This is a genomic window from Streptomyces mobaraensis, assembly GCF_020099395.1.
In the GTDB taxonomy this organism is placed as follows: Bacteria; Actinomycetota; Actinomycetes; order Streptomycetales; family Streptomycetaceae; genus Streptomyces.
This window is the reverse complement of record NZ_CP083590.1, coordinates 5378255-5401970: the sequence shown is the minus strand read 5'-3', so window position 1 is coordinate 5401970 and position 23716 is coordinate 5378255. Positions and strand designations below refer to the sequence as shown.

General features: G+C 72.5%; 21 protein-coding genes and 2 pseudogenes. 12 read left to right on the top strand and 11 right to left on the bottom strand.

The features are described 5' to 3' along the window. Nucleotides 1-42 precede the first annotated feature (42 nt). On the bottom strand, nt 43-681 hold the full coding sequence (locus K7I03_RS23780) for a hypothetical protein (protein ID WP_185940507.1): 639 nt from the start codon (nt 679-681) through the stop codon (nt 43-45). 631 nt (nt 682-1312) lie between these two features. Between K7I03_RS23780 and K7I03_RS23775 the strand changes: the two genes are divergently transcribed. The 3 genes from K7I03_RS23775 (at nt 1313) to K7I03_RS33900 (ending at nt 3088) form a co-directional block, all read left to right on the top strand. Beyond that, nucleotides 1313-1705: an RNHCP domain-containing protein gene (locus K7I03_RS23775; RefSeq protein WP_185940508.1), complete on the top strand. Its 393-nt coding sequence runs from the start codon at nt 1313-1315 to the stop codon at nt 1703-1705. A gap of 20 nt (nt 1706-1725) precedes the next feature. Then, the gene (locus K7I03_RS23770) at nt 1726-2184 is read left to right on the top strand and encodes an RNHCP domain-containing protein (RefSeq protein WP_185940509.1); all 459 of its coding nucleotides are present in this window, start codon (nt 1726-1728) and stop codon (nt 2182-2184) included. A 598-nt stretch (nt 2185-2782) separates the two neighbouring features. Beyond that, nucleotides 2783-3088: a hypothetical protein gene (locus K7I03_RS33900; protein ID WP_221902414.1), complete on the top strand. Its 306-nt coding sequence runs from the start codon at nt 2783-2785 to the stop codon at nt 3086-3088. A gap of 22 nt (nt 3089-3110) precedes the next feature. Here the strand turns inward: K7I03_RS33900 and K7I03_RS33895 are convergent. Beyond that, nucleotides 3111-4014: pseudogene (locus K7I03_RS33895) on the bottom strand (alpha/beta fold hydrolase). Between the two features lie 114 nt (nt 4015-4128). Beyond that, on the bottom strand, nt 4129-5607 hold the full coding sequence (locus tag K7I03_RS23760; RefSeq protein WP_185940512.1) for an APC family permease: 1479 nt from the start codon (nt 5605-5607) through the stop codon (nt 4129-4131). A 182-nt stretch (nt 5608-5789) separates the two neighbouring features. Here K7I03_RS23760 and K7I03_RS23755 point away from each other — a divergent pair, with 182 nt between their 5' ends. From K7I03_RS23755 to K7I03_RS23745, 3 genes are all read left to right on the top strand, one after another. Continuing rightward, the gene (locus K7I03_RS23755; RefSeq protein WP_185940758.1) at nt 5790-6599 is read left to right on the top strand and encodes a hypothetical protein; all 810 of its coding nucleotides are present in this window, start codon (nt 5790-5792) and stop codon (nt 6597-6599) included. 87 nt (nt 6600-6686) lie between these two features. After that, nucleotides 6687-8303 (top strand): multicopper oxidase family protein, encoded by a 1617-nt coding sequence (locus tag K7I03_RS23750; RefSeq protein WP_185940513.1) that lies wholly within the window; start codon nt 6687-6689, stop codon nt 8301-8303. A 72-nt stretch (nt 8304-8375) separates the two neighbouring features. Beyond that, nucleotides 8376-10130: an NAD+ synthase gene (locus K7I03_RS23745; protein ID WP_185940514.1), complete on the top strand. Its 1755-nt coding sequence runs from the start codon at nt 8376-8378 to the stop codon at nt 10128-10130. Here K7I03_RS23745 and K7I03_RS23740 read toward each other — a convergent pair. After that, on the bottom strand, nt 10102-10335 hold the full coding sequence (locus tag K7I03_RS23740) for a DUF2277 domain-containing protein (RefSeq protein WP_185940515.1): 234 nt from the start codon (nt 10333-10335) through the stop codon (nt 10102-10104). The genes K7I03_RS23745 and K7I03_RS23740 overlap by 29 nt on opposite strands. 107 nt (nt 10336-10442) lie before the next feature. Then, on the bottom strand, nt 10443-10625 hold the full coding sequence (locus K7I03_RS23735) for a hypothetical protein (protein WP_224347187.1): 183 nt from the start codon (nt 10623-10625) through the stop codon (nt 10443-10445). A 154-nt stretch (nt 10626-10779) separates the two neighbouring features. Between K7I03_RS23735 and K7I03_RS23730 the strand changes: the two are divergent. Next, nucleotides 10780-11465, top strand: a pseudogene (locus K7I03_RS23730) (IS5/IS1182 family transposase); the annotation flags it as partial. Nucleotides 11466-11596: 131 nt separating this feature from the next. On the opposite strand, the gene K7I03_RS23725 reads toward K7I03_RS23730, so the two are convergent. Further along, nucleotides 11597-12358, bottom strand: coding sequence for an SDR family oxidoreductase (locus K7I03_RS23725; RefSeq protein ID WP_185940516.1), 762 nt, complete (start codon nt 12356-12358; stop codon nt 11597-11599). A 188-nt stretch (nt 12359-12546) separates the two neighbouring features. Here K7I03_RS23725 and K7I03_RS23720 point away from each other — a divergent pair, with 188 nt between their 5' ends. Both K7I03_RS23720 and K7I03_RS23715 read left to right on the top strand, forming a co-directional pair. After that, complete coding sequence (locus K7I03_RS23720) at nt 12547-13419, top strand: helix-turn-helix transcriptional regulator (protein WP_185940517.1); 873 nt, start codon at nt 12547-12549, stop codon at nt 13417-13419. A 352-nt stretch (nt 13420-13771) separates the two neighbouring features. Then, entirely contained in the window at nt 13772-15148 is a 1377-nt protein-coding gene (locus tag K7I03_RS23715) for an amidase (RefSeq protein ID WP_185940518.1), read from the top strand. 90 nt (nt 15149-15238) lie between these two features. Here K7I03_RS23715 and K7I03_RS23710 read toward each other — a convergent pair whose 3' ends face one another. The 5 genes from K7I03_RS23710 to K7I03_RS23690 all read right to left on the bottom strand — a co-directional run bounded on the left by K7I03_RS23710 (nt 15239) and on the right by K7I03_RS23690 (nt 20344). Further along, entirely contained in the window at nt 15239-15775 is a 537-nt protein-coding gene (locus K7I03_RS23710; protein ID WP_185940519.1) for a hypothetical protein, read from the bottom strand. A 114-nt stretch (nt 15776-15889) separates the two neighbouring features. Then, nucleotides 15890-16711 carry a hypothetical protein gene (locus K7I03_RS23705; RefSeq protein ID WP_221902415.1) on the bottom strand — a complete coding sequence of 274 codons (822 nt, stop codon included), beginning with the start codon at nt 16709-16711 and terminating at the stop codon, nt 15890-15892. Between the two features lie 165 nt (nt 16712-16876). Next, nucleotides 16877-17902: an endonuclease/exonuclease/phosphatase family protein gene (locus tag K7I03_RS23700; RefSeq protein ID WP_185940521.1), complete on the bottom strand. Its 1026-nt coding sequence runs from the start codon at nt 17900-17902 to the stop codon at nt 16877-16879. 211 nt (nt 17903-18113) lie between these two features. Further along, nucleotides 18114-18731 (bottom strand): TetR/AcrR family transcriptional regulator C-terminal ligand-binding domain-containing protein, encoded by a 618-nt coding sequence (locus K7I03_RS23695; protein WP_185940522.1) that lies wholly within the window; start codon nt 18729-18731, stop codon nt 18114-18116. Beyond that, nucleotides 18728-20344 (bottom strand): MFS transporter, encoded by a 1617-nt coding sequence (locus K7I03_RS23690; RefSeq protein WP_185940523.1) that lies wholly within the window; start codon nt 20342-20344, stop codon nt 18728-18730. Before K7I03_RS23690 ends, K7I03_RS23695 begins: the two co-directional genes overlap by 4 nt. A gap of 195 nt (nt 20345-20539) precedes the next feature. On the opposite strand from K7I03_RS23690, the gene panB reads away from it, so the two are divergent. From panB to K7I03_RS23675, 3 genes are all read left to right on the top strand, one after another. After that, complete coding sequence (panB, locus tag K7I03_RS23685; RefSeq protein ID WP_224347186.1) at nt 20540-21427, top strand: 3-methyl-2-oxobutanoate hydroxymethyltransferase; 888 nt, start codon at nt 20540-20542, stop codon at nt 21425-21427. 113 nt (nt 21428-21540) lie between these two features. Next, a complete protein-coding gene (locus K7I03_RS23680) occupies nt 21541-22581 on the top strand; it encodes an ATP-binding cassette domain-containing protein (protein WP_185940524.1) in 1041 nt (346 codons plus the stop codon). Then, entirely contained in the window at nt 22578-23402 is an 825-nt protein-coding gene (locus K7I03_RS23675) for an ABC transporter permease (RefSeq protein ID WP_185940525.1), read from the top strand. The genes K7I03_RS23680 and K7I03_RS23675 overlap by 4 nt, the downstream gene beginning before the upstream one ends. Nucleotides 23403-23716: the final 314 nt, after the last annotated feature.

The following is a 23716-nucleotide window of genomic DNA, read 5'->3' as shown; positions in this document are numbered from 1 at the left end:
GGTGAGGGTCAAGCGGGGGCCCTGTGACGCCGCACGTGCACGTCAGAAGGGCAGCCCGACGATCCCCCACCCCCGCGCCCGCGCCTCCCGCACCACTTCCGCCCACTCGCGCAGGAGGACGGCGAACTCGTCGTGGTTCGCGATCCACCGTCCCGGAGCGTCGGCGTGCGCGGTGTGCGGCCCCTTGAGCCCGTCGAGGAGCGGCTCGGCGACGGCCCAGGCGGCGGCGAGGACGGGAACGGCCCGGGGCGGGCAGGCGACCAGGAAGTACGGGTTCCGCCAGCCGCCCTCGTGCGGCACGAACTCCCTGATCTCCGGCGCGTCGGGCCCCGTGCCCGCCGGCGGAACGGCCATGTCGTAAGGATCCCAGAACAACCCCGACAGAAACACGTCCAGCGCCGCCCGCAGCTCCGGCACGGCCTGCTCCCGGACGTCCTCCCACCGCTTCCCGGCCCAGAAGTGCGCCTTGAACGACCCGCTCGTGGAGTGGAACTCGTACAGCGCGGACCACTCCGCCACCTCGTCCGGAAACCGCACCCACCCGTCGGGCAGCCCGGCCCGGAACACGTCCTCACACCCGTCCGGATAAGCGGCGTCCGTAAGCCGCTCCCACCGCTCGGCGGGCGCGAACCCCCCGACCCGCTCCCAGTCGACGACCAACACGCTGATGTCAAGCCCCACGCTCTTCCCTTCCACCCCGGGTGGACTCCCCGGCCCCGCCCTTTCACCGTTTCCCCCAGGGGCTGCGCCCCCGCACCCCTCAGGCCCCGGACGGGCTGAACGATCCGTTCCGCCGTCCGGCTACCTCGGAGAGCGTGCAGGGTAGCCGGGGTTCAGGAACAGACCGGCGCATGAACGGGGTCCGTGGCAGCGGCCGAGCCAGGCCGACAGTCCGGCGGTGGAGCCGGACAGCGTTGCCCGCAGCAGACTGACGTGCAGGTCGGTTACGTCGACGCGGCCGGCATCGGCCAGGAGATCGCTTCCTCTCCGAAAAAATCACTGGCACCGATGCGGGCACGTGGTTATGCTGGATTTCGTACTTTTGATCGCATACAGGGCGCACTTGTGCGTACGCCCTGACCTCTGAGCCTCGTGCTCTTGGAAAGAGTGTTTTGATGACCCCGGCCCGCGCCGAGCGAGCCTCGCTGCACACCGCGTAAGCATCCGCTTGCTTCCGCCGCGCTATCTGCGCGCCGCTGCCGGATGCCATCTTCCGGTGTTCCCGTCCATACCTCGCGCCCGCTTCCTCTGAAGGCGTGGTGCGCCCGTGTGGGCCCCGCTCGTCGAGGCCGCTCGGCCTGCTTTTGCTGTCATGCCTGACTTCTCAGCAAGGAGCACCCGGGTGTCCATCAACAACACCCTCAACACCCTCGCCGTCGAAACCTTCACCTGCGCGTGGTGCGGCCTGACCGTGACCGCGACCACGGACGGAACTCGTCGCAACCACTGCCCGTCGTGTCTGCACTCGCGGCACGTCACCGACCACGTCGAGGGCGGCCCCAGCAACTGCCACGGCCGGATGACGCCGATCTCCATCGCCGTGCTGCGCACCGGCGACTGGATGCTCATCCACCGCTGCGTACGCTGCGACGAACTCACCTCCAACCCCGTCTGCACGGACGACAACCAGCTCGTCCTGATGCGCATGGCCGTCCGCCCGCTCGCCCAACCGCCGTTCCCGCTCGAAGCACTCGGCACCCTGTAACCAGGAAGGAGGAGATCGCCATGCCTCGACGTAACACCGACCGAGCGCAGGATCCCGCACGCCATCGTTCGCAGCGGCACAAGGGCCGGCGTGCACAGCGGCACAAGGACGTGCTCCACGAGCACGGCGGGCACCGCGCGCACGACTTCAAATGCGCCGGATGCCGCCTGGACGTGTCCCTCGACGCGCCGGGCACCGGGCACCGCAACCACTGCCCCAACTGCCTGGTCAGTCTGCACGTCGACGCCCGCATCCCGGGCGACCGGGCCGCCTCCTGCCGTGGCCGCATGGAGGCGGTGAGCATGTCCGCGCGCCCCGACGGGGAGTGGATGCTCATCCACCAGTGCCTGAGCTGCGGTGAGCTGAGCGCCAACCGCATCGCGGGCGACGACAACCCGCTCGCCCTGGTGCGTCTGGCCCTCAGACCGCTCCAGGGCGCGGGCACCGGCATCGCCCACCGCGCGCTGCTCACCCTGTAACCGCGCACCCGGGCGGGCCACGGGAACCACCGGCACCACGCCGGCCCCCGTGGCCCGCCCACCACCAGCCGGGCACCTGGCTTCGATGAACGGCGGTACGAAAAGCGCACCACCGCCGAGCGGACGATCAACAGACGAGAGCAGCAGCACTGCCGGCCGTGGCCACTCGCCAGGACAAGCACGGTGACGCCTACCTGAGCACCGCCCCTGTCCGCAGGGCAACTCCGTAGTCCGCGAGATCCCCCGCGAAGTTGGCTTGGTCCGCAGACTTCGACGTCACAGGACAGGAATCACCGCACGGTGCCGCTCGCGAGGTCCGCGCCCAAAGCGCACTGCGCGCGCCGCGCCGTCCTCACACGCCGGGCGGGCTGAATGATCAGCCCGCCCGGCGATCGGGACATGTGGCACAGCCGCCTTCCCCGGGGCACTGGCGGCCGGGAATGGACGGCTCGTCGCCGGGGCGGCAGAGTCGGTGGGCATGGAAGAAGAGGGGAAACGGCCCAGGAAGAGTTGGAGCTACCCGCGCTTCGCGCGTCTCACGGACGGGCCGATGGGCTGGCCCGTGCCCGCCGCGCCGCGGTATGTGTCGGCGGCGCGGATGCGTGAGCTGACAGACACCGCCCGGCGGGAGGGGTTCAGCAGGAAGGCGCGAGGGCTGGAGGAGGTGGAGGCGGACGGGTTCCTCGTGACCCCCTACCACCCCGAGCCCTCGCCTCAGCCGAGCTGGATGTGCTACGTCTTCGCGCTCCCCGCCCAGGAGCCGGCCGACTGGAAACGCACGCTGCGGGGGCCGTTCCGGCTCGACATCCGGATGCGCGAGTTCTCCGCGCTGCCCAAGGCCAAGAGGAGGACGGTGCAGGCGTTCCTCCCCTTCCTGGCTGCCCAGAGGCACGGCGAAGACTGATCGGCGGGGCGCGCGGCTGCTCTCACCGGGGCGCGGGCCCGTCCGCCGACACGGCGGAGGGGTGGAACCGGGGCGCCTCCAGGATCGCGCCCGCCACCGCCTCCGGGCGGTCGTACATCAGGAGGTGGCCGGCCGGGGCGACGGTGGTGAGATGGGCGTCGAGGAGGGTGGCGAGGGCGCGTTGGCGGGTGAGGCGGCGCCGTTCGAGGCGGGAGTCGGTGCCGGTGGAGGCGGCGAGGACGTGGGTGGGGACGGGGGGGCAGCGGGTGGGTCGCGCGGAGGTGTTCCAGTTCGGCGGCCACGTCGAAGTAGCGGGCGTTCTCCATGAGGAGGGCGCGTGCCACGCGGCCCGTGCCGTACGTGCGGCGGACGAGGTCGGCGGGGACGGGGTCGGCGCGTTCGAGGGACGCGGCGCGGACGGCCAGCCGGCGCAGGGCCGGGCCGAGGGCGCGCGGCAGGCCGGCGGTGGTGAAGGCGTGGCCGCGCGCCCGGGCGGCGGCGGTGCGCAGGGCGCGGGCGGGGAGTGGGCGGGCGTTCTCCTCGACGCTGGTGTCGACGAGGACGAGGCCGGCCGTGCGCTCCGGGTACAGCCGGGCGAACGCCTCGGCGTGGAAGCCCGCGAGGGAGTGGCCGACGACCGTCGCCGGGCCGGGCAGGCCGAGGGCGTCGAGTACGCCGGCGATCCGCGCGGCCTCTCCCTCGGCGGTGGGCGGCTCGGCCTGCGGGGCGCTGAAGCCGAGCCCGGGCCGGTCGAAGCGGACGACCGTGCGGTGCGGGGTGAGCAGGGGGACGACGGGATCCCAGTCGAACCAGCCCATGCCAAGACCCGGGCTCAGCACGCACACCGGACCCGAGCCCTCGCTGAGGACGTGCAGGACCGTGCCGCCGATCCGCAGCATCCGACCCGGTGGCCGGCCTTCGCCCATCCTCGCCCGCCCTCCTCCTCGTGAACTCCCGTTGGCGGGGAGGAGCGGCGGCGCCGGCCGCCCCTCCCCGTCGGGAAACGGCGGACGGGCGGCGAGGGTTCCGGAAGGCGCGGGTCAGTCCGCGTCGGGCGCCGCCCAGTGCGGTCTGCGGAACGCCAGGAAGGCAAGCGGCGCGAGGAAGCCGATGGTCAGCAGCCCGCCGCCGACGATCAGCAGGTACCGCCACAGCGGCTGCCCGCCGAACTGCTCCGGCGGCACGAACCCGATGCACATCGCCGCCAGCGAGGCCGCGAACCCGACCCCCGCGACGAGCCGGACCGCCGGCACGCGGAAGCCGCGCGGCCGGGCCGGCTGGAGCCGCCGCAGCCGCACCACGGCCGCGAACATCAGCAGGTAGACGACCAGGTAGATCTGCGTGGTGATCACCGAGAAGATCCAGTACGCGCTGGAGACGTCCGGCAGGAACGCGTACAGCAGCGCGATGACGGTCGTCAGCACGCCCTGGGCGACGAGGATGTTGCGCGGCACGCCGTTCCGGTTGAGCTTCTGGAGGACGGGCGGCAGGTAGCCCTCCTGCCGGGCGACCAGCAGCAGCCCGCTGGACGGCCCGGCCAGCCAGGTGAGCATGCCGCCGAGCGCGGCGGCGACCAGCAGCACGCCGGTGACCTTGGTCAGCCAGCCGACCCCGAAGTGGTCGAAGAAGCCCTGGAATGCCTGCATCACCCCGGCCGTGAGGCTCAGGTCCTCGCCGGGCATCACCCAGCTGACCGCCAGCGCGGGCAGGATGAAGATCAGCAGGACGAGTCCGGTGGCCAGGGCCATCGCGCGCGGGAACTGCTTGCCGGGCCGGCGCAGGGACGCGACGTGTACGCCGTTCATCTCCATCCCCGCGTAGGAGAGGAAGTTGCCGACGATGAGGACGAGGCTCGCGACGCCGGTCCACGGCGGCAGCACGTGCCCGCCGTCCATGGGCGCGGCGGACGGGTTGCCCTGCCCGAGGAAGACCAGGCCGAGGACGACGAGGACGGCGCCCGGCAGCAGCGTGCCGATCACCAGGCCGATGCTCGACAGCCCGGCGACGGCCTTGGTGCCGCGCGCCGAGATCAGGACGCCGGACCAGTAGACGACGACGATCACCAGCGCCACGTACAGCCCGTTGTCGGCCAGCGACGGGTCGACGATGTACGCGAAGGTGCTGGCCACGTACGCGAGCAGGCTCGGGTAGTAGGCGATCGTCATCGCGAACTGGCACCACACCGCGAGGAAGCCCAGCGGCTTCGACAGCCCCTCGCTCACCCAGCGGTAGACGCCGCCCGTCCAGCCGGACGCGAGCTCGGCGGAGACCAGGGCGGTCGGCAGCAGGAAGACGACGGCGGGGAGGAGGTAGAGGAAGACGGCGGCGAGGCCGTAGAGGGCCATGGAGGGCGCGGGACGGAGGTTGGCCACCGAGGCGGTGGTCATCAGGGCGAGGGTCGTCCAGGAGATGAACTGCCGTCGGCCGGTGGCCGGTTCTTCGACGGGACCTTCGACGGGGGCGTCCGGGGCACGGCCTGCGGGGGGACGTTCGTCCCTGACCTGTTCCGAGAGGGGCATGAGAGGGAGGAGCGTCCTTCGGGGCAAAGCAATCGATCGGTTTCGTCCCATCATCGGACAGAGGGCTCGTTCCGCGCACATCCGCTCGATCGGACGGGCGTGCGGGCCGCCGGTCGGCCGTATACCCCGTAGGGGTAGGGTGCCGGGCGTACGAGGAATCGTTCCGGCGCGGGGAGGGCGCGATGCGCGGGCAAGCGGGTGCCGCCGTCGGCGGCGTCGGCACCTGGTACGGCCGGCTGCTCCTCCTCGCCGCGCTGCTACTCGGCATCGTGACCATGCACACGCTCGGGCACCCGATGGGGCACGGGCGGGCGGAGGCGCATACGTCCTCGTCCTCGATCGGGGCGCTCACACCCTCGTCCGGGGCGCGCACACCCTCGATCGGAACGCGCACGTCCTCGGCGGTAGTGCTGACGCCCCCGCCCGGGACGCGGACGCCCTCGACCGTGACGGCGCCGGGCCGCGACGCGAGCGAGCCGCGCGCCCTGACGGCGGCCTGGCGCGCGTCGACGGCCCCGGGAACGCCGTCCGCGACGGCCGTCGAACACGGCGACGAGCCGCAGGCCCGAGCCGCCATGGCCACCAAGCCGGCGACCACGGCAGCCCGGGTGGCACGAGCGGCGCCAGGCGGCCCGCCGGCCTTGCGGGCCGCGTACGCCATCGCCCCGCCCGCCCAGGCGGCAGTCGGCGACGGCCCCGCCGCGCACCGCACCCACCCGCCGGCCGCGCCGGCAGGCGCCGCCGCCGCGTCCGACGGCGCCGGCCCTCCCCCACCCCACCACCCGGACCTCAACCCCGCCTCCGTCTGCCTCGCCGTCCTCGCCGGCGCCGGCTGGACGGTCGTCCTGCTGCTGGCCCTGGCCGTCCTCCGCCGTCCGGCCGGCGCCGCCGGGGCCGGGCCGCGCGCGCTCGGCGCGCACGCCCTCTGGGCCGTCCCGCCGCCTCCACCCCGGCGGAAGGCCCTCGCCCGGTTGTCGGTGCTGCGCGTATAGGAGCGCGTCCGCGCCCGTACGCGTCCGCGTGCGCGCGCACGCGCCCGCAGACACCACCGACGACACCCGCAGAGGGGTTCCTTCACCATGCGCACCACCACGCGCCGCGCCGTCCTCGGCGCCGGCCTCGCCTCCGCCGCCGGCGGACTGCTCACCGCCTGCTCGGGCTCGAACACCCAGTCCACGAAACCGGCCGCCTACGTCGCCCCCGACGGCAAGGAGGTGGACGCCGCCGAGGCGCGCCGGCACCGCGCCGGCGGCTCGGTCCGGGAGGTCAGGCTGACCGCCGCCGCGACCACGCTCGACCTCGGCGGCCGGAAGGTCGCCAGCTGGGCGTACGGCGACGCCCTGCCGGGCCGGGAGGTCCGGCTCACCGCGGGCGACACGCTCGCGCTGACCCTCGCCAACCACCTCCCCGAGCCGACGTCCCTGCACTGGCACGGGCTCGCCCTGCGCAACGACATGGACGGCGTCCCGGGCGTCACCCAGCGGCCCGTCCGCCCCGGCGGCTCGTTCACGTACCGCTTCGCGGTCGACCGCCCGGGCACGTACTGGTTCCACCCGCACTCCGGCACGCAGCAGGACCGCGGCCTGTACGCGCCGCTGATCGTCGAGGACCCCAAGGAGCCGCTGGCGTACGACAAGGAGTGGGTCGTCGTGCTGGACGACTGGGTGGACGGGGTCGACGGCAGCACCCCGGACGCCGTCCTCGCCGAACTCGCCAAGGGCATGGACCACGGCGGAGGCGGCGGCATGGACCACGGCGGGGGCGGCGGCATGGACCACGGCGGAGGCGGCGGCATGGACCACGGCGGGGGCGGCGGGATGGGCGGCATGCACCACATGGCGGCCGTCACCCCCTCCGCCGACGACGGCCCGTCCCGGATGCTCATGGGCGCCACCAGCCCCGTCCTCGGCGGCGACGCGGGTGACGTCGCGTACCCGTACTACCTGGTCAACGGCCGGACACCGGACGCCCCGCAGACCTTCACGGCGAAGCCGGGCGACCGGATCCGGATCCGAATCGTCAACGCGGGGGGCGACACCGCGTTCCGGGTCGCGCTCGGCGGCCACCGCATGACCGTCACGCACACCGACGGCTTCCCGGCCGAGCACGTGGAGACGGAGTCGCTGCTGCTGGGCATGGGCGAGCGGTACGACGTGCTGGTGACGGCCGGCGACGGCGTCTTCCCGCTCACCGCGCTCGCGGAGGGCAAGAAGCGGACCGCCCTGGCGCTGCTGCGCACCGGCGGCGGCGCGGCGCCGGCCGCGGACGTCCGCCCGGCCGAGCTGGACCGCACACCGCTCACGGCGGGCCGGCTGAAGGCCGCGGGGCCGGTCCGGCTGAAGGAGCGCCGGCCGGACCGGACGCTCACCTTCGAGCTGACGGGTTCGATGGAGCGCTACGACTGGGCGCTGAACGGGCGGCGGTACAAGCCCTCCGAGCGCTACCCGGTGGCGGCGGGCGAGCGGGTGCGGCTGGCGTTCGTCAACCGCAGCGCTATGTGGCACCCGATGCACCTGCACGGCCACACGTTCGCGCTGCCGGGCGGCGGGCCGCGCAAGGACACGGCGGTCGTGCTGCCGGGGCAGCGGCTGGAGGTGGACTTCGACGCGGACAACCCCGGGCTGTGGATGCTGCACTGCCACAACGTGTACCACGCGGAGTCGGGGATGATGACGCTGCTGGGTTACCGGAAGTAGCACCCAAGGGGCCGCCCTCAGGTGGCCCCTTTCACCCCGCCATCGCGTCAGGAAGACGATTAGACTGACGGCGTGGCTCGACTCCGTCTCGCACTGCACCAGATCGACTCCACCGTCGGCGATCTCGCCGGGAACGCGGAGTCGGTCCTCCGCGGGGCCCGCCACGCCGCCGAACAGGGCGCCCACCTCGCGGTCTTCCCCGAGATGGCGCTGACCGGCTACCCCGTCGAGGACCTGGCCCTCCGCTCGTCCTTCGTGGACGCCAGCCGGGACGAACTGCGCGCCCTCGCCGCCCGGCTCGCCGACGAGGGCCTGGGCGGCCTCCCCGTCCTCGTCGGCTACCTGGACCGCTGCGAGGAGGCCCGCCCCCGGCTGGGCCGCCCGGCGGGCGCGCCGCTGAACGCGGCGGCGGTGCTGCACGGCGGCCGGGCGGTGCTCACGTTCGCCAAGCACCACCTGCCCAACTACGGCGTGTTCGACGAGTTCCGGTACTTCGTGCCGGGCGACACCCTGCCGGTGGTCCGGGTGCGCGGCGTGGACGTGGCGCTGGCCATCTGCGAGGACCTGTGGCAGGAGGGCGGCCGGGTGCCCGCCGCCCGCACCGCCGGGGCCGGGCTGCTGGTGTCCGTCAACGCCTCGCCGTACGAGCGGGAGAAGGACGACACCCGGCTGGAGCTGGTCCGCAAGCGCGCCCAGGAGGCCGGCTGCACCACCGCGTACCTCGCCATGACCGGCGGACAGGACGAGCTCGTCTTCGACGGCGACTCCATCGTCGTCGACCGGGACGGCCGGGTGATCGCGCGGGCGCCGCAGTTCGAGGAGACGTGCCTGGTCCTGGACCTCGACCTGCCGGAGGCACCGGCCGCGGCGCCCTCCGGCACGGTGGACGACGGCCTGCGGATCGACCACGTCACGATCTCCGCCGACCCGGCCCCGGCCGCGGAACCGGCGCTGCCGGGCACGATCGCCGAGCACCTGGACGACGACGCCGAGGTCTACCAGGCGCTGGTGACCGGCCTCCGCGCGTACGCCGCCAAGAACGGCTTCCGCAGCGTCCTCATCGGCCTCTCCGGTGGCATCGACTCCGCCCTCGTCGCGGCCATCGCCTGCGACGCGGTCGGGGCCGCGAACGTGTACGGCGTCGCCATGCCGTCCCGCTACTCCTCCGCGCACTCGATCGCCGACGCCGAGGAGCTGGCCCGGCGCACCGGCCTCACCTTCCGTACCGTGCCCATCGCCCCGATGTTCGACGCCTACATGGGCGCCCTGGGCCTGACCGGCCTCGCCGAGGAGAACCTCCAGTCCCGCCTGCGCGGCACCATGCTGATGGCCATCTCCAACCAGGAGGGCCACATCGTCCTCGCGCCCGGCAACAAGTCCGAGCTGGCGTGCGGCTATTCGACGCTCTACGGCGACTCGGTCGGCGCGTACGGCCCGATCAAGGACGTCTACAAGACGGGCATCTTCCGGCTCGCCCGCTGGCGCAACCGCCACGCCGAGGAACGCGGCGAGACCCCGCCCATCCCCGAGAACTCCATCACCAAGCCCCCGAGCGCCGAACTCCGCCCCGGCCAGGTCGACACCGACTCCCTCCCCGACTACCCCGTCCTCGACCGCATCCTGGAGCTGTACGTCGACCGGGACCGGGGGTACGGACAGATCGTCGCCGAGGGCTTCGACGAGGAGCTGGTGGCGCGTGTGTTGCGGCTGGTCGACACCGCCGAGTACAAGCGGCGGCAGTACCCGCCGGGCACGAAGATCTCCCCGAAGGGCTTCGGCAAGGACCGCCGCCTGCCGATCACGAACCGCTGGCGCGAACGGGTCTGACGCCCCGCACTTCGAGGCCGTCCAGCAGGCGTGCCGTCGCCTCCGCCACCGCGTCGACGGCCTCGTCGAAGACGGCCTTGTTGTGCGCTGCGGGCGCCCGGAAGCCGGAGACCTTGCGGACGTACTGGAGGGCGGCGGCGCGGATGTCGTCCTCGCCCGGGTCGGGGGTGACGGGGGCGCGGAGGGTCTTGATGCTGCGGCACATGCTTCCAGTGTGCGCCCCGCGGTGGGCCGGCGCCCCGGTCCCGCCCCCCTTGCGGGGCCCCGCACCCCCGAAGCCCTGTCCGCGAACGCCGGACGGGCTGACCGCCCTCACCCGGCGGAGCCGCCCCCTCCATGATTCCGGCGGACATGCTCCGCCTTGTTGCCCGCGTACTGGTCTCGCTGCCGCTCGGCGGCGGTGCGCCCCCACCGGTCCCGGGCGGCCCGCACCCGCGCCTCGGTCCTCCCGATCACGGCGTCCCACCACTGGCACGCCTCGCACGCCGTCACCACTTGCGCCCCTCCCGGTTCAGCTCGCTCACGCGGACGCGGAGCTTGTCGGTGGCCCGGCGACAGCGCCTCGGCCGCCAGGCCCGTCCGCCGTCCAGGGGACGAAGGGTGACCCGCCGGGTGTCCTGGTCCCAGCCGACGGCGATACCGAACCGGTCGCTTCGGCTGCTCCTACGAGGCGATCGCGGACTCCGCCTGCTCGGCCACGACGATCCGCAGCCGCCGCGACGAATGGGTACGCCTGGGCCTGTTCGCCGAGTTGAAGCAGATCGCGCTCGACGCCCATGACCGCATCGTCGGTCTCGTCCTTGACCAGATGCCGTGGACGGCGCCATCACCAAGGCCCCCGGCGGCGGCGAAGCGGCCGGACGCTCACCGGTCGACCGGGGCACACAGGGCATGAAGCGCTCGGGCATGACCGACGGCTACGGCATCCCGCTCGGCCGCGTCCTGGCCGGCGCCAACCGCGACGACTCCCCGCTGCCGGCCCCGACTCTCGGTCTCCTGAGCGAACTTGTGCCCCTGCCCGACGAGATCACCATCCATCTCGGCGCCGGCTACGACTCGGCCAACTCCCGCGCCGTGCTTGCCGAGCGCGGTCTGCACGGCCGGATCGCCCGCAAGGGGATCAAAGCGCCGGTCCGGGCCACCCACCGTTGGCACACCGAGCGCATGCACGCCTGGCTGAACGCCTTCCACCGGCTCACGCGCTGCTACGAACGCCGGACCCGCGTTATCGAGGTCTTCTTCGACCTCGCCGACACGATCATCACCGTACGTAGTCTGATCCGCCGAGCCTGGACTACTCACCGCTGGGCAGCCCGCCGCCGACGCCGACCGTGACGGGCCGCCGGCGGCAGGCAATGCCCCTCGCCGACCGGTAGCGCGCCGTCACTGACCGCGGCGGTGATGTCCTCAACGAGGCGAGGGCGATCGGCCGACTTGAATGGCGGCCCACAGGGCGAGCGGCTGTGTCAGCCTTGGCGGCTGGGAAGCATGGTCAGGGCCTGGGAACGCTGTGCGACGAGGTCGTCGTAGGTGCCGTCGCGCTCAGCCCAGCGGTGCATAAGGACCCGGTTGACCAGGATCTCCTCAGGGGTGGGGTCCTGCGAGAGCAACTGCATGACCTCGGCGCCGAAGTCGTCGAGCGGCAGTGCATGCGGGTTCACCTTCTCCTGTCCTGCCGTGGCGACGGCCGGGGGGACGAGCTCGACGACGCTGACGCCGGTGCCGTCGAGTTGTGCGCGCAGTGCCTCGGAGTAGGCGTGCACCGCGGCTTTCGAGGCGGCGTAGGTGGGCATGGGCGGGAACGGCAGGAAGGCGATGCCGGAGGTGACGGTGATGAAAGTGCCGGCGCCGCGTTCAACCAGGTGCGGGGTGAAGGCGTCGATGACGCGGATGGTGCCGACCAGGTTGGTGTCGATCGTCGTCCGTGCCGCCTCGAAGTGCGCGGAGTCGCGCAGGTCCTCCAGGAGCATGACGCCCGACATGGTCACCACGGTGTCCAGTTCGGGGTACTGGGCGAGCACGGCGTCGCGGGCACGTGCGACGGACACACTGTCGGTGACGTCGATGCCGAAAGCGCCGAAGCCTTCCTGGGCGAGTTCCGAGAGGGCCTCCGGGCTACGGCCGCCGACAGCCACGGTGCTGCCCGCTGCGGCGAACCGGCGGGCCAGTTCCCGCCCGATGCCCGAGGTCCCGCCGACGATGAGAACGGTGCGGTTGGAGAGATCCACGAGATCTTCCCTTCAGTTCAGGGCGCGACGGCGTTTAGGCTCGCGGCGCATTCAGCGATGGTCCCTGTCCTTCACAAACAGTGATGCCGCAAGTCTTGACGGCATCCGCCGGGTGCGGCAGAGCCCCCGTCTTCCCTGGTCCTGCCAGGGCCCCCTCTGAAACGCGCGCATCGCATTACGGTGTCGGTATGAAGGATGAGGAATCCGGCAACCGGCTCGGCAGCTACCTCCGCGCCCGGCGTGAGCTGGTCTCCCCGGTGCGGGCGGGGCTCCCCTCGGGCGGCAACCGCCGCGTCCCGGGCCTGCGCCGTGAGGAAGTCGCCCTGCTCGCCGGAATCAGCGCCGATTACTATCTGCGCCTGGAACGGGGCCGCGACAAGAATCCTTCTCCTCAGGTCCTCGCATCACTCGCGCGTGTCCTGCACCTCGACGACATCGAGCGGACGTATCTGCTCGGCCTCGTGGCAGCCCGCCCAAGGACGCCGCGCCGCAAGCGACCCGAGCAGGTACCGGCACGGGTGCACCAGTTCCTTGCCCACCTTCAGATCCCCGCGTTCGTCGAGGGACGCGCCTTCGACGTCCTGGCCTCCAACCCGATGGCCGTCGCGCTCTCCCCACGACTGCGGCCCGGTGAGAACCGGCTCCGTTCCCTCCTCCTCGACCCCGAGGAACAAGCCTTCCACCAGGACTGGACGAAAGCCGCCGCCGGCTTCGTCGCCACCCTTCGCACCACCATCGGGGACGACACCGACAATCCCCGGTTCGTCGAACTCGTCGGAGAACTCGCACTGTCCAGCCAGCGGTTCCGCACCCTGTGGGCCCGACACGACGTCCGCAACCTCGACGGAGGCACCACCACCGTCAACCACCCAGTCGTCGGTGAACTACGGCTCCACCGAGACAAACTCCCCATAGACGACGTCATCCTGGTCGTCTACTACCCAGACAAGGACAGCGACAGCGACGAGAAACTGAAACTCCTCGCCGCACTCTCACACACCGAACCTACCGACACAGCACGCAGCAGGCCGGCAGACACCAGGCACCCGAAGACACCCTGACGAACCTAGGGCGTGTGTCGGAGCGTGGCGACAGCGCGGTGCCTCTTGAGGCGGTTGATCCCGCACTCGACCGCATGGCGCTCGCGGTGGTCGACCGGGTCGAAATGCGGTGGCCGGCCACCCCGGGGGCGGAGCTTCTGGCGGTTGCGCTCCTGGTCGGCCCTGTCCGGGACGGTGCAGCGGATTCCGCGGCGGCGCAGGTAGGCGCGGTTCCTGCGGGAGCCCCTCGCCGCACCCGATGCCTGAACCGGTGTCAGGTCACGTCCCGGCAGGGCGCGTTGCATAGTTGCATAGAAGGAATCGGGAAGTTCGCCGTGAGGGAGAGGAAGGGGCCCCGCAGCCTATGGAGCCTATGGAGCCGAGCGATCTCGTATGGCATGACGCGGTCGGCCTCGCGCGTCTGATCTCAGCGGGCACGGTGAGCGCCGTCGAGGTGGTGGCCGCCCACCTCGACCGGATCGAGGCGGTCGCGGACCGGGTGAACGCCTTCGTGACCGTGCTCGGTGAGCAGGCTCTGCACGCCGCGGCGCGGCCGGCCGCCGGCCCGCTCAGCGGAGTCCCCTTCACGGTGAAGGACTCCTTCGACACCGCGGGCGCCCCCACCACCCGGGGGTCGAGGATCTTCGCCGACCGGGTGCCCGACACCGATGCCACCGCGGTGGCCCGCCTCCGGCAGGCCGGCGGGATCCTGCTGGCCAAGACGAACCTGCCGGAGATGTCCTACTGGACCGAGACGGACAACCGCCTGACCGGCAGGTCCCTGAACCCCTACGATCCGCGGCGCACACCCGGGGGCTCCAGCGGCGGTGAGTCGGCGGCCATCGCGAGCGGTCTCTCACCGCTCGGTATCGGCAGCGACGTCGCCATCTCCGTGCGCGGGCCCGCCGCCGACACAGGGATCGCCTCGATCAAGCCCACCCACGGCAGAGTGCCGATGACCGGCCACTTTCCCGCCGTGCCACGCCGCTGGTGGCACGCCGGCCCCATGGCCCGCAGCGTGCGCGACCTGCGCCTGGCGCTCTCCCTCATGGAAGGGCCCGACGGCCGCGACCCCTACGCCGTGGCGCTGCCCGCCGCGGACCGCACCGGCGGCGGAGGCCGGCTGCGCATCGGCTGGACCACCGCGGCGTTCGGCGCGGTCGACCGACAGGTCGCCGCTACGGTCGCCGCGGCGGCCACGGCGCTGGCCGAGTCCGGGCACGACGTCCGGGAGAGCGAGCTTCCATGGCTCGCCGAGCGGGACTGCACCCTGCTGTCGGCGACGCTGTTTCCCGCGGAGATACGGCCCACCCTGCGCGCCGTCACCTCCGGCCGCGAGACGGAGGTGCACCCGGTCATCGCGGCCGCGCTGGAGTCCGCCGAGGTTCCGCTGGCCGACTACGTCGCCGCCGAACACGAGGTGGAGCGACTGCGCACGCGGTTCGCCGCATGGTTCGCCGGCCACGACGTCCTGCTGTGCCCCGTCACGCCTTTTCCCGCGCCGCCTCACGGCCGCAACCGCGTCGATGTGGACGGCGTCTCCCTCCCGGCACGCGCGGTGATGCGGGCGACCGTACCGTTCAACCTGACCGGCCTGCCTGCCCTCGCGCTCCCCTTCGGTGCGACGGACGACGGCCTGCCTCTCGGCGTCCAGCTGGTCGGCCGATGGTGGGCCGAGGCCCTCCTCCTCGACCTGGCGGAGCGCCTGGAGGAGGTCAGCCCCGTCCGCGGCCGCCGGCCGGCCTTCTGAGCGGGAGGACCCGCTGCCAGGTGCCGTTCCGAATCCGCTTTCGGTACACGGCCCAGCTGTATTGATCACGACCGCGTGGATCCCGATCGGTCAGGATCGCGGAGGCCGGTGCTCCGAGTGGCCTGGGCGGGTCCACTGGCGGCCCGCCCACTCGCACTCCGGTATCGCGCCTTCCCAGTCGTCGGTGCACCGGTCGGCCCAGGCCCGGCCCACCATGACCGGACGGGTGACCAAGCAGCCGGCGGTCTCCTGCACCCGCAGGACCAGACCGAGCGCATCGGCTCCGGGGTTTCCTCGCGGGCCGTAGGACACCTCGGTCACCCCGCACCGGTGAGCGTGCAAGAGGAACCGCTCCAAATCGTCCGGGACGCACGAGGTCAACTCCCGCCCCCAGAGCGATATCTGCGGTCCGTGGACCGCGTCGGCCGCGACGCAGAACAGTCGGCCGTCCGTGAAGTAGGCGGAGACGGCGGGCTTCTCCGGCTCCGTGCCGAACTCCACGCCCAAGAGCCCGGGAAACGACGGATCAGCCCGGAACCGTCGCAACTCGGTCATGCCCGGCAGCCCTGCGGCGACCTCCGCGACGAGCGTGCCGAAACTCAGCGGCCCGACGCCTTCCAAGGGCATGAGTTCCCAGTCCACCCGCGCCGGCCCTTTCCCGGCGCTCCGAGGCTCTGCCGCCGCCACCGGTTCGCCCGTTCCCTTCCCCGCACCGAGCCGCTCCGGTCCCGATGCCCGACATCATCCTCGCAGGACACCGGGCCCGAGATCCGCCACCGAACCCGGTCGGAGCCGGTCCGCCTCCGTGCCCGCCCGCTCGGCGCAGACCGACCGGATATCCGCCAGCAGCTCCGGGTAGTGCTCTCCGTATGTGTGCAGCGCATGCCACACCGCGTCCAGAGCCGCTTTGAGCGGGTCGGACTCGGCGGCGGCGAGCACGGCGGGGAGAGCGAAGTGCGGCTGTGAGATCTCTCCAGGGACACGAGGCGTGCCGGTCTGGTGCACCAGCACGGCGGAGATGGGCTCCGCGTCCGCTGGTGGTGCCGATTTCGCGTCGCCGGACACCGCCGGTACGAGGCCGTCCGGCAGCCGGCCGAGCTCGTACCGCCTCACCCCGTCGTCTCTCGGCTCCTCCGCGAGGACCCACGTCCACCCGGCCGGCGGCGGAGGAAAGTACGGCGGCCGCTCGGGGGGCATCGCCTCCAGCACCGGCGGCCCCGGTACGAGGGGTGTGGAACGCAGGGCCTCCAGCATCCGGGCCCGGTCGTCGAACGGCGGCGGAAGCGGATTCCCCTCCGTCAACGCGGTGAGCGCCTGGGCGACCCACCCCACATCGGTCAGGCGCGCCGTCTCGCACGCCCGCCGCGCGGCCAGCAAGGCCACCACACGCTGGACGTCGGGATCCGCGGCACCGAGGGCATGCACCAGATCGCTGTCGAAGGGGAGCATTCCCAGGACGTTGCTTCCGCGGACACCGCGCAGCCTCTCGCTCGGCAGCCTTCCGCCCCACTGCCACCTCTCGTGGTGCAGTCGCCGTTCCTCCGCGGCCCGTACCTCGTCCATGCCCGGCCCGTGCACACAGCACCCCCCTTGTGAGGACGGCCTCGGGAGTCCCCGGCGGGTGGGCCGTCACATGACTCGCATCATGCCGCAGGCCACTGACATCGCTTCAGGGCCGACGCCATCGCCGGGCCGGCGGAAGGAGCCCGGCCCCGCCTCGCGCATCCCTCAGAGCTTCACCCGCGCCGCCACCGGCAGATGATCGCTGCCCGTCTCCGGCAGCGTCCAAGCCGACCGCGGGTCCATCCCCCGCACCATGATCTGGTCGATCCGCGCCATCGGGAAGCTGGCCGGCCAGCTGAACCCGAACCCGTCCCCCGCGGCCCCCTGCGCCGACCGCAGTTGCGACGTGACGGGGGCCAACGACCGGTCGTTCATCGTCCCGTTGAGGTCGCCGAGCAGAATCGTCTTCTTCAGCGGCTCGGCGGCGATGGCGTGCCCCAGCGCCGCGGCGCTGTTGTCGCGCTGCCCGGCCGTGAAGCCGGCGTTGAACTTCACGCGCACGGACGGCAGATGGGCCACGTACACCGCGACCGGTCCCTGCGGCGTCTCGACGGTGGCGCGCAGCGCACGCGTCCAGCCCATGCGGATGTCGACGGGGCGGGCGTCGCTCAGCGGGTACTTGCTCCAGAGGCCGACCGTGCCCTGTACCGAGTGGTAGCGGTACGAGCCCGCGAGGGCGCTCTCGTAGCGGGAGGCGTCGCTCAGTTCCTCCAGGGCGATCACGTCCGCGCCGGAGGCGATGAGGGACCGCGCGGTGCCGGCCGGGTCGGGGTTCTCGGCGTTGACGTTGTGGCTGACGACGGTGAAGTCGCCGCCGGACGCGGACTTGCCGGTGAGGAGGCCGCCGAAGAGGTTGATCCAGGCGACGGCCGGCAGCAGGACGGCGATCAGCGCGCTCGCCGAGCGCCGCAGCAGCGCCAGGACCAGCAGGACCGGGACGAACAGCCCCAGCCACGGCAGGAAGGTTTCGGTGAGGCTGCCGAGGTTGCCGACGCGGTTGGGGACGCTGGAATGCAGCAGCATCAGCAGCCCCAGCACCAGCGCCAGACCCGCGATCACCAGTCCGCGCCGCCAGATCCCCGGGCCGCGCCAGTCGCCCAGCCAGTCGCCCACGCGGCGCCGGACCCCGGAGCCGGCCCGCTCCGGGCCGACTCCCTCACGGCCCGTCTCCTGCATGTGCGCCTGCGGCATCCGCATGTCCTCACTCGGTCTCGCTGTGTCCCGTCACCCGACGATAGGTGATCGACGGTCCGCCGTGATCACCGCGGGAGGGCTGTCCCGGCCCCCACCGGAAGGGGGGCTTCGGGGAGGAGGACGGCCCGTCGGCCCGGGCGGGTTCCTGCCGGCGGGCCCATGGGGGCGTCCTGTGACACAACGGGCACATTCGGGCTCTGGCCGCCCCTCAAGGCCGTACGCCGTCCAGCACCGTGTCCACGATCCCCTCCGCCAGCCCCGCCGGCAGCTCCTTCCACTCGTGCAGCACCGCCCGCACCAGCATCGGGCTGACGAAGAGGTCGATGAGCAGGTCCACGTCCACGTCCGGGCGGATCTCCCCGGCCGCCGCGCCCCGCCGCAGCACCGCCCGGAAGGACTCCCTCCGGGCCGCGACGACCGTGTCGTGGTACTCCCGCCACACCCGCGGCTGCGCCTGCACCTGGCCGACGACGGTGCGCATCACCGCGGAGGAGCGCTTGGCCAGGCCGCGCCGCCGCAGGAAGTCCAGCAGCGCGACCAGGTCGTCGCGGACGGAGACGCCGGCGAGCTCGGGGGCGTCCTCCTCCAGCGAGCGCAGGACGTCGAGCATCAGCGCCTCCTTGCCGGCCCAGCGCCGGTAGACGGTCGCCTTGCCGACGCCGGCCTCGCGGGCGATCCGTTCCATGGACAGCTCGCCGACGGTGACGCCGCCCTCCAGGAGCCGCAGGACGCTCTCGATCACGGCGGTGTCGACGGCGGCGCTGCGCGGCCGCCCGCGCTGCTGGACGGGCAGGGGGGCGCCGGCGTCCCGCGCCGGGCCGCTCACCTGCGGGCCTCCGCCTGTTGTCGCTCGGCGGGCCGGCCGGGGCCCGGGGCGGGCGGGGCCGCGTTCTTGCCCGGCAGGAAGACGCCGGCGACCAGCGCGCCCAGCGCCGCGACGCCGGCCGCGCCGAGCGCGGTGACGTGCATGGCGTGCAGGAACGCGTCCTGGGCGGGCCCGACGAGGTCCCGTCCGGCCGGGCCGAGGCGGCCGGCCAGGCCCAGGGTGGCCTCTATCGACTCGCCGGCCGCGTGCCGGGCGTCCCCGGACAGGCCGGGGACGCCGTCCAGGTGCGCGGTGATGCCGTCGCGGTAGGTGGTGGAGAGCACCGAGCCGAGCACGGCCACGCCGAGGGCGCCGCCGACCTGCCGGAAGGTGTTGTTGACGGCCGAGCCGGAGCCGGCCTTCTCGCGCGGCAGCGACTGCATGATCGAGACGGTGGCGGGCGGCATGACGTGCGCCATCGCGGTGCCCTGGAGGAAGAACAGCACCTCCAGCATCCAGATCGGGGTGTCGGCGTCGAGCAGCACGAAGCCGGACATCGTGCAGGCGACGAGCACCATCCCGGCGCAGCAGACGGCCCGGGCGCCGAACCGGGCGACGACGAGCCGGGCGCGTGGCGCGAAGAACATCTGCGCGGCGGCCAGCGGGAGCAGCAGCAGACCGCTCTCCAGCGGGCTGTAGCCGCGCACGCTCTGGGTGTAGAAGACGGTGAAGAAGGTGACGCCCATCAGCCCGAAGAAGACCAGGCCGATCGAGGCCACCGCCGCCGAGAACTGCGGCTTGCGGAAGTACCGCATGTCCAGGGCGGGATGGGCGCTGCGCCGCTCGTGCAGGACGAAGAGGACGAGGACGAGCAGTCCGCCGCCGGCCGTGCCGAAGACCTCGGGGTCGGTGAAGTCGGCGAGCTGGCCGCCCTTGATGATGCCGTACACCAGCAGCACCAGGCCGACGACGGACAGCAGCACGCCGACCGGGTCGAGGCGGCCGGGCGAGGGGTCCTTGGAGTCGGGAACGAGCACCACCATCGCGATGATGGCGACGATCACGATCGGCACGTTCACCAGGAAGACCGAGCCCCACCAGAAGTGGTCCATGAGCAGGCCGCCGGTGATCGGTCCGATGGCGATGGCGAGTCCGACCGCGCCCGCCCATATGCCGACGGCCTTCGGCTGCTCGTCGCGCTCGAAGACGTTCATGATGATGGCCAGGGTGGCGGGCATCACGAAGGCGCCGCCGAAGCCCATCACCGCACGGAACGAGATGAGTTCGCCGGGCGAGCCGGAGGTGGCCGACAGCACCGAGCCGATGCCGAAGACGACCATGCCGAAGAGGAGCACCTTCTTGCGGCCCAGCCGGTCGCCCAGCAGGCCGGCCGTGAAGAGGATGCCGGCGAAGACCAGGGTGTAGGAGTTGATCGCCCACTCCAGCTGGCTCTGGGTCGCCCCGAGGCCGGTGGGCGCGGGTGAGGCGATGGTCTTCATCGCCACGTTGAGGATCGAGTTGTCGAGGACGACGACGAGCAGGCTGAACAGCAGGACGGTGAGGATCGCCCACCGCCGTTTGTGCACGGCCTCGGATACCTGGCGCACCGGCGCTTCACCGGCAGGGGATGTCATACCTCCCACCGTAGACCGCTTTTCGATACGGCACCGTCTCGTATTGCGGAGGTTTTGCCCGCAGGGCAAGCGTGGGCCCCGCATGAGCCCTCTGTTACCCCCGGCGCCTTCCTCGCACCCGCGCCGCGTGTCAGCATGGAGGGGATCCGGAGACGCCGCAAGGGCGCTTCGAGACGACATACAGGAGCCACTGCCATGACGCATGCCGTCACATCCCCGGGAACGGCCGACAGCAGTCGTACGGGCGCCGCGCCCGGCAAGGCGCTGTACGGCGGGACGGGATCCCGGCGCATCACCGTCCGTGACATCGCCGCCGCGAAGGGGCGCGGCGAGAAGTGGCCCATGCTGACCGCCTACGACGCGATGACCGCCTCCGTCTTCGACGAGGCGGGCATCCCCGTGCTGCTCGTGGGCGACTCGATGGGCAACTGCCACCTCGGCTACGAGTCCACGGTGCCGGTCACCATGGACGAGATCACCCTGCTCTCCGCCGCCGTGGTACGCGGCACCCGGCGCGCCCTGATCGTCGGCGACCTGCCGTTCGGCGCCTACCAGGAGGGTCCGGTGCAGGCGCTGCGCAACGCGACCCGGCTGGTGAAGGAGGCGGGCGTCGGCGCGGTCAAGCTGGAGGGCGGCGAGCGCTCGGCCCACCAGATCGAGCTGCTGGTCCAGGCCGGCATCCCGGTCATGGCCCACATCGGGCTCACCCCGCAGTCCGTCAACGCCTTCGGCGGCTACCCGGTCCAGGGCCGGGGCGAGGAGGCGGCCCAGCAGCTGCTGCGCGACGCCAAGGCGGTGCAGGACGCGGGCGCCTTCGCCGTGGTCCTGGAGCTGGTCCCGGCCGAGCTGGCGGCCGAGGTCACCCGCATCCTGCACATCCCGACGGTCGGCATCGGGGCGGGCGCGGAGTGCGACGCCCAGGTGCTGGTCTGGACGGACATGGCGGGCATGACGTCCGGCCGGGTGCCGCGCTTCGTCAAGCGGTACGCGGACCTGCGCGAGGTGCTGGGCGGCGCGGCCCGGGAGTTCGCGGAGGACGTGGTCGGCGGGGCGTACCCGACGGAGGAGCACTCCTTCCACTGACCGGCCGGGTCAGCGAGCGATGACAGGGCGCCGACACGGCCGCACCCGGCCGTGCCGGCGTCCTGTCGGGCGGATGTCGGCCCGTTGTCAGTGGGGCCTGTCAGCCTCTTCCCATGACACGAAACGACATCCCCGAAGACCGCGGCAACGCCGTGGAGGTCCGAGGGCTGGTCAAGCACTACGGCGAGACCAGGGCCCTGGACGGGGTCGACCTGGACGTCCGCGAGGGCACCGTCCTCGGCGTCCTCGGACCCAACGGCGCGGGCAAGACGACGCTGGTGCGCGTCCTGTCCACGCTGATCCAGCCCGACTCCGGCACGGCCCGCGTCGCCGGGTACGACGTCCTCTCCCAGCCCCGGCAGCTCCGCCGGGTGATCGGCCTGACCGGCCAGTACGCCTCGGTGGACGAGAAGCTCTCCGGCTTCGACAACCTGTACATGATCGGCCGGCTGCTGGACCTGTCCCGCAAGGAGGCCCGGCGCCGCGCGGACGAGCTGCTGGAGCGCTTCTCCCTCACCGAGGCGGCGAAGCGGCCCTCGGGGCAGTACTCGGGCGGCATGCGCCGCCGGCTGGACCTGGCCGCCTCGATGATCGGCCGGCCCGCCGTGCTCTACCTGGACGAGCCCACCACCGGCCTCGACCCGCGCACCCGCAACGAGGTCTGGGCCGAGGTGCAGTCCCTGGTGCGGGACGGCGCCACGGTGCTGCTCACGACGCAGTACATGGAGGAGGCCGAGCAGCTGGCCAGCGAGCTCACGGTGATCGACCGCGGAAAGGTGATCGCCGGCGGCCGGGTCGACGAGCTCAAGGCCAAGGTCGGCGGCCGGACGCTGCAGATCCGCCCGGCCGACCGGGCCGAACTGCCCCGGATGGTCGGCGCGGTGGCGCAGGCCGGGCTCGACGGCATCGCCGGCGCCACCATGGACGAGGCCGAGGGCCTGGTCAACGTCCCGATCGTGAGCGACGAGCAACTCACCGCCGTCGTCACGATGCTGGGCGCGCGCGGCTTCGCCATCGCCGGCATCAACACCCATCTCCCCAGTCTGGACGAGGTGTTCCTGGCCATCACCGGCCAGAAGACGTCCCTCGCCGACGACGCCCCGCGCACCGGCGCCGACACCGACGCCGAAGCCCTTCAGGAGGCCGCCGCATGACCACCGCGACGATCGGCGCGCCCGTGGCGGCGCCCGCCGGCGAGGGGCGGATCCCCCTCCGCTCCCACCTCCGGCACATCGGCGCCCTCGCGCGCCGCAACGTGCTCCAGATCCGGCAGGACCCGGAGTCGATGTTCGACGTCCTGGCGATGCCGATCATCTTCACTCTGATGTTCGTCTACGTCTTCGGCGGCGCGATGTTCGGCCCCGGGCAGCAGGAGCAGTACGTCAACTACCTGGTGCCCGGCCTGATGGCGATGACCGGCCTCAACATCGCGATGGCGGTGGGCTCGGGCGTCAACGAGGACTTCCGCAAGGGCGTCATGGACCGCTTCCGGACCATGCCCATCGCCCGTTCCTCGGTGCTCATAGCCAAGATCGTCACGGAGATCGGGCGGCTGCTGGTGGCCGTGGCGGTCCAGCTCGCCATCGGCTTCGCCCTCGGGCTGGACGTCAAGACCTCCGTGCTGCACCTGCTGGGCGCGGTCGGGCTGAGCGTGGTGTTCGGCTCCGCGCTGATGTGGATCTTCATCCTGATCGGTCTGACGATGAAGACCGCCCAGGCGGTGCAGGGCATGGGCATGCTCGTCCTGATGCCGCTCCAGTTCGCCAGCTCGATCTTCGCCAAGCCCACCACCATGCCGGGCTGGCTGCGCACCTTCACCGAGTACAACCCGCTGGCCAACCTCGCCGACGCCTCCCGCAACCTGGTGATCGGCGGGCCGGTGGCCCACTCGGTCTGGCTGACGCTGGCCTGGTCGGTCGGGATCACGGCGGTGACGGCACCGCTGGCGGTCCGCCGCTTCCGCAAGAAGACCTGAGGGCGGTGGCGTGCCGGGTCCTTGGCCGGACGGGCCCGCGTCGACCGGGCTCGCGTCGGCCAGGCCCGCATCAGCCGGGCTCGCGTCGGCCAGGCTCACGTCGGCCGGACTCGCGTCGACCGGGCCCGCATCAGCCGGGCTCGCGTCGGCCAGGCTCACGTCGGCCGGACTCGCGTCGACCGGGCCCGCATCAGCCGGGCTCGCGTCGGCCAGGCTCACGTCGGCCGGACTCGCGTCGACCGGGCCCGCATCGGCCAGGCTCGCGTCGACCGGACTCACGTCGGCCGGCGGGCCTCCGTCCGGCGGCCGGGGGG

Coding starts and splice junctions, on each gene's coding strand:
- K7I03_RS23760 (WP_185940512.1), bottom strand. CDS start 5,607: ATGCCCCTCTCGGAACAGGTCAGGGACGAACGTCCCCCCGCAGGCCGT.
- K7I03_RS23700 (WP_185940521.1), bottom strand. CDS start 17,902: ATGCCGCAGGCGCACATGCAGGAGACGGGCCGTGAGGGAGTCGGCCCG.
- K7I03_RS23715 (WP_185940518.1), top strand. CDS start 13,772: ATGGAGCCGAGCGATCTCGTATGGCATGACGCGGTCGGCCTCGCGCGT.
- K7I03_RS23755 (WP_185940758.1), top strand. CDS start 5,790: ATGCGCGGGCAAGCGGGTGCCGCCGTCGGCGGCGTCGGCACCTGGTAC.
- K7I03_RS23740 (WP_185940515.1), bottom strand. CDS start 10,335: ATGTGCCGCAGCATCAAGACCCTCCGCGCCCCCGTCACCCCCGACCCG.
- panB (WP_224347186.1), top strand. CDS start 20,540: ATGACGCATGCCGTCACATCCCCGGGAACGGCCGACAGCAGTCGTACG.
- K7I03_RS23775 (WP_185940508.1), top strand. CDS start 1,313: ATGCCTGACTTCTCAGCAAGGAGCACCCGGGTGTCCATCAACAACACC.
- K7I03_RS23680 (WP_185940524.1), top strand. CDS start 21,541: ATGACACGAAACGACATCCCCGAAGACCGCGGCAACGCCGTGGAGGTC.
- K7I03_RS23675 (WP_185940525.1), top strand. CDS start 22,578: ATGACCACCGCGACGATCGGCGCGCCCGTGGCGGCGCCCGCCGGCGAG.
- K7I03_RS23720 (WP_185940517.1), top strand. CDS start 12,547: ATGAAGGATGAGGAATCCGGCAACCGGCTCGGCAGCTACCTCCGCGCC.
- K7I03_RS23705 (WP_221902415.1), bottom strand. CDS start 16,711: ATGGACGAGGTACGGGCCGCGGAGGAACGGCGACTGCACCACGAGAGG.
- K7I03_RS33900 (WP_221902414.1), top strand. CDS start 2,783: ATGCGTGAGCTGACAGACACCGCCCGGCGGGAGGGGTTCAGCAGGAAG.
- K7I03_RS23770 (WP_185940509.1), top strand. CDS start 1,726: ATGCCTCGACGTAACACCGACCGAGCGCAGGATCCCGCACGCCATCGT.
- K7I03_RS23710 (WP_185940519.1), bottom strand. CDS start 15,775: ATGCCCTTGGAAGGCGTCGGGCCGCTGAGTTTCGGCACGCTCGTCGCG.
- K7I03_RS23750 (WP_185940513.1), top strand. CDS start 6,687: ATGCGCACCACCACGCGCCGCGCCGTCCTCGGCGCCGGCCTCGCCTCC.
- K7I03_RS23690 (WP_185940523.1), bottom strand. CDS start 20,344: ATGACATCCCCTGCCGGTGAAGCGCCGGTGCGCCAGGTATCCGAGGCC.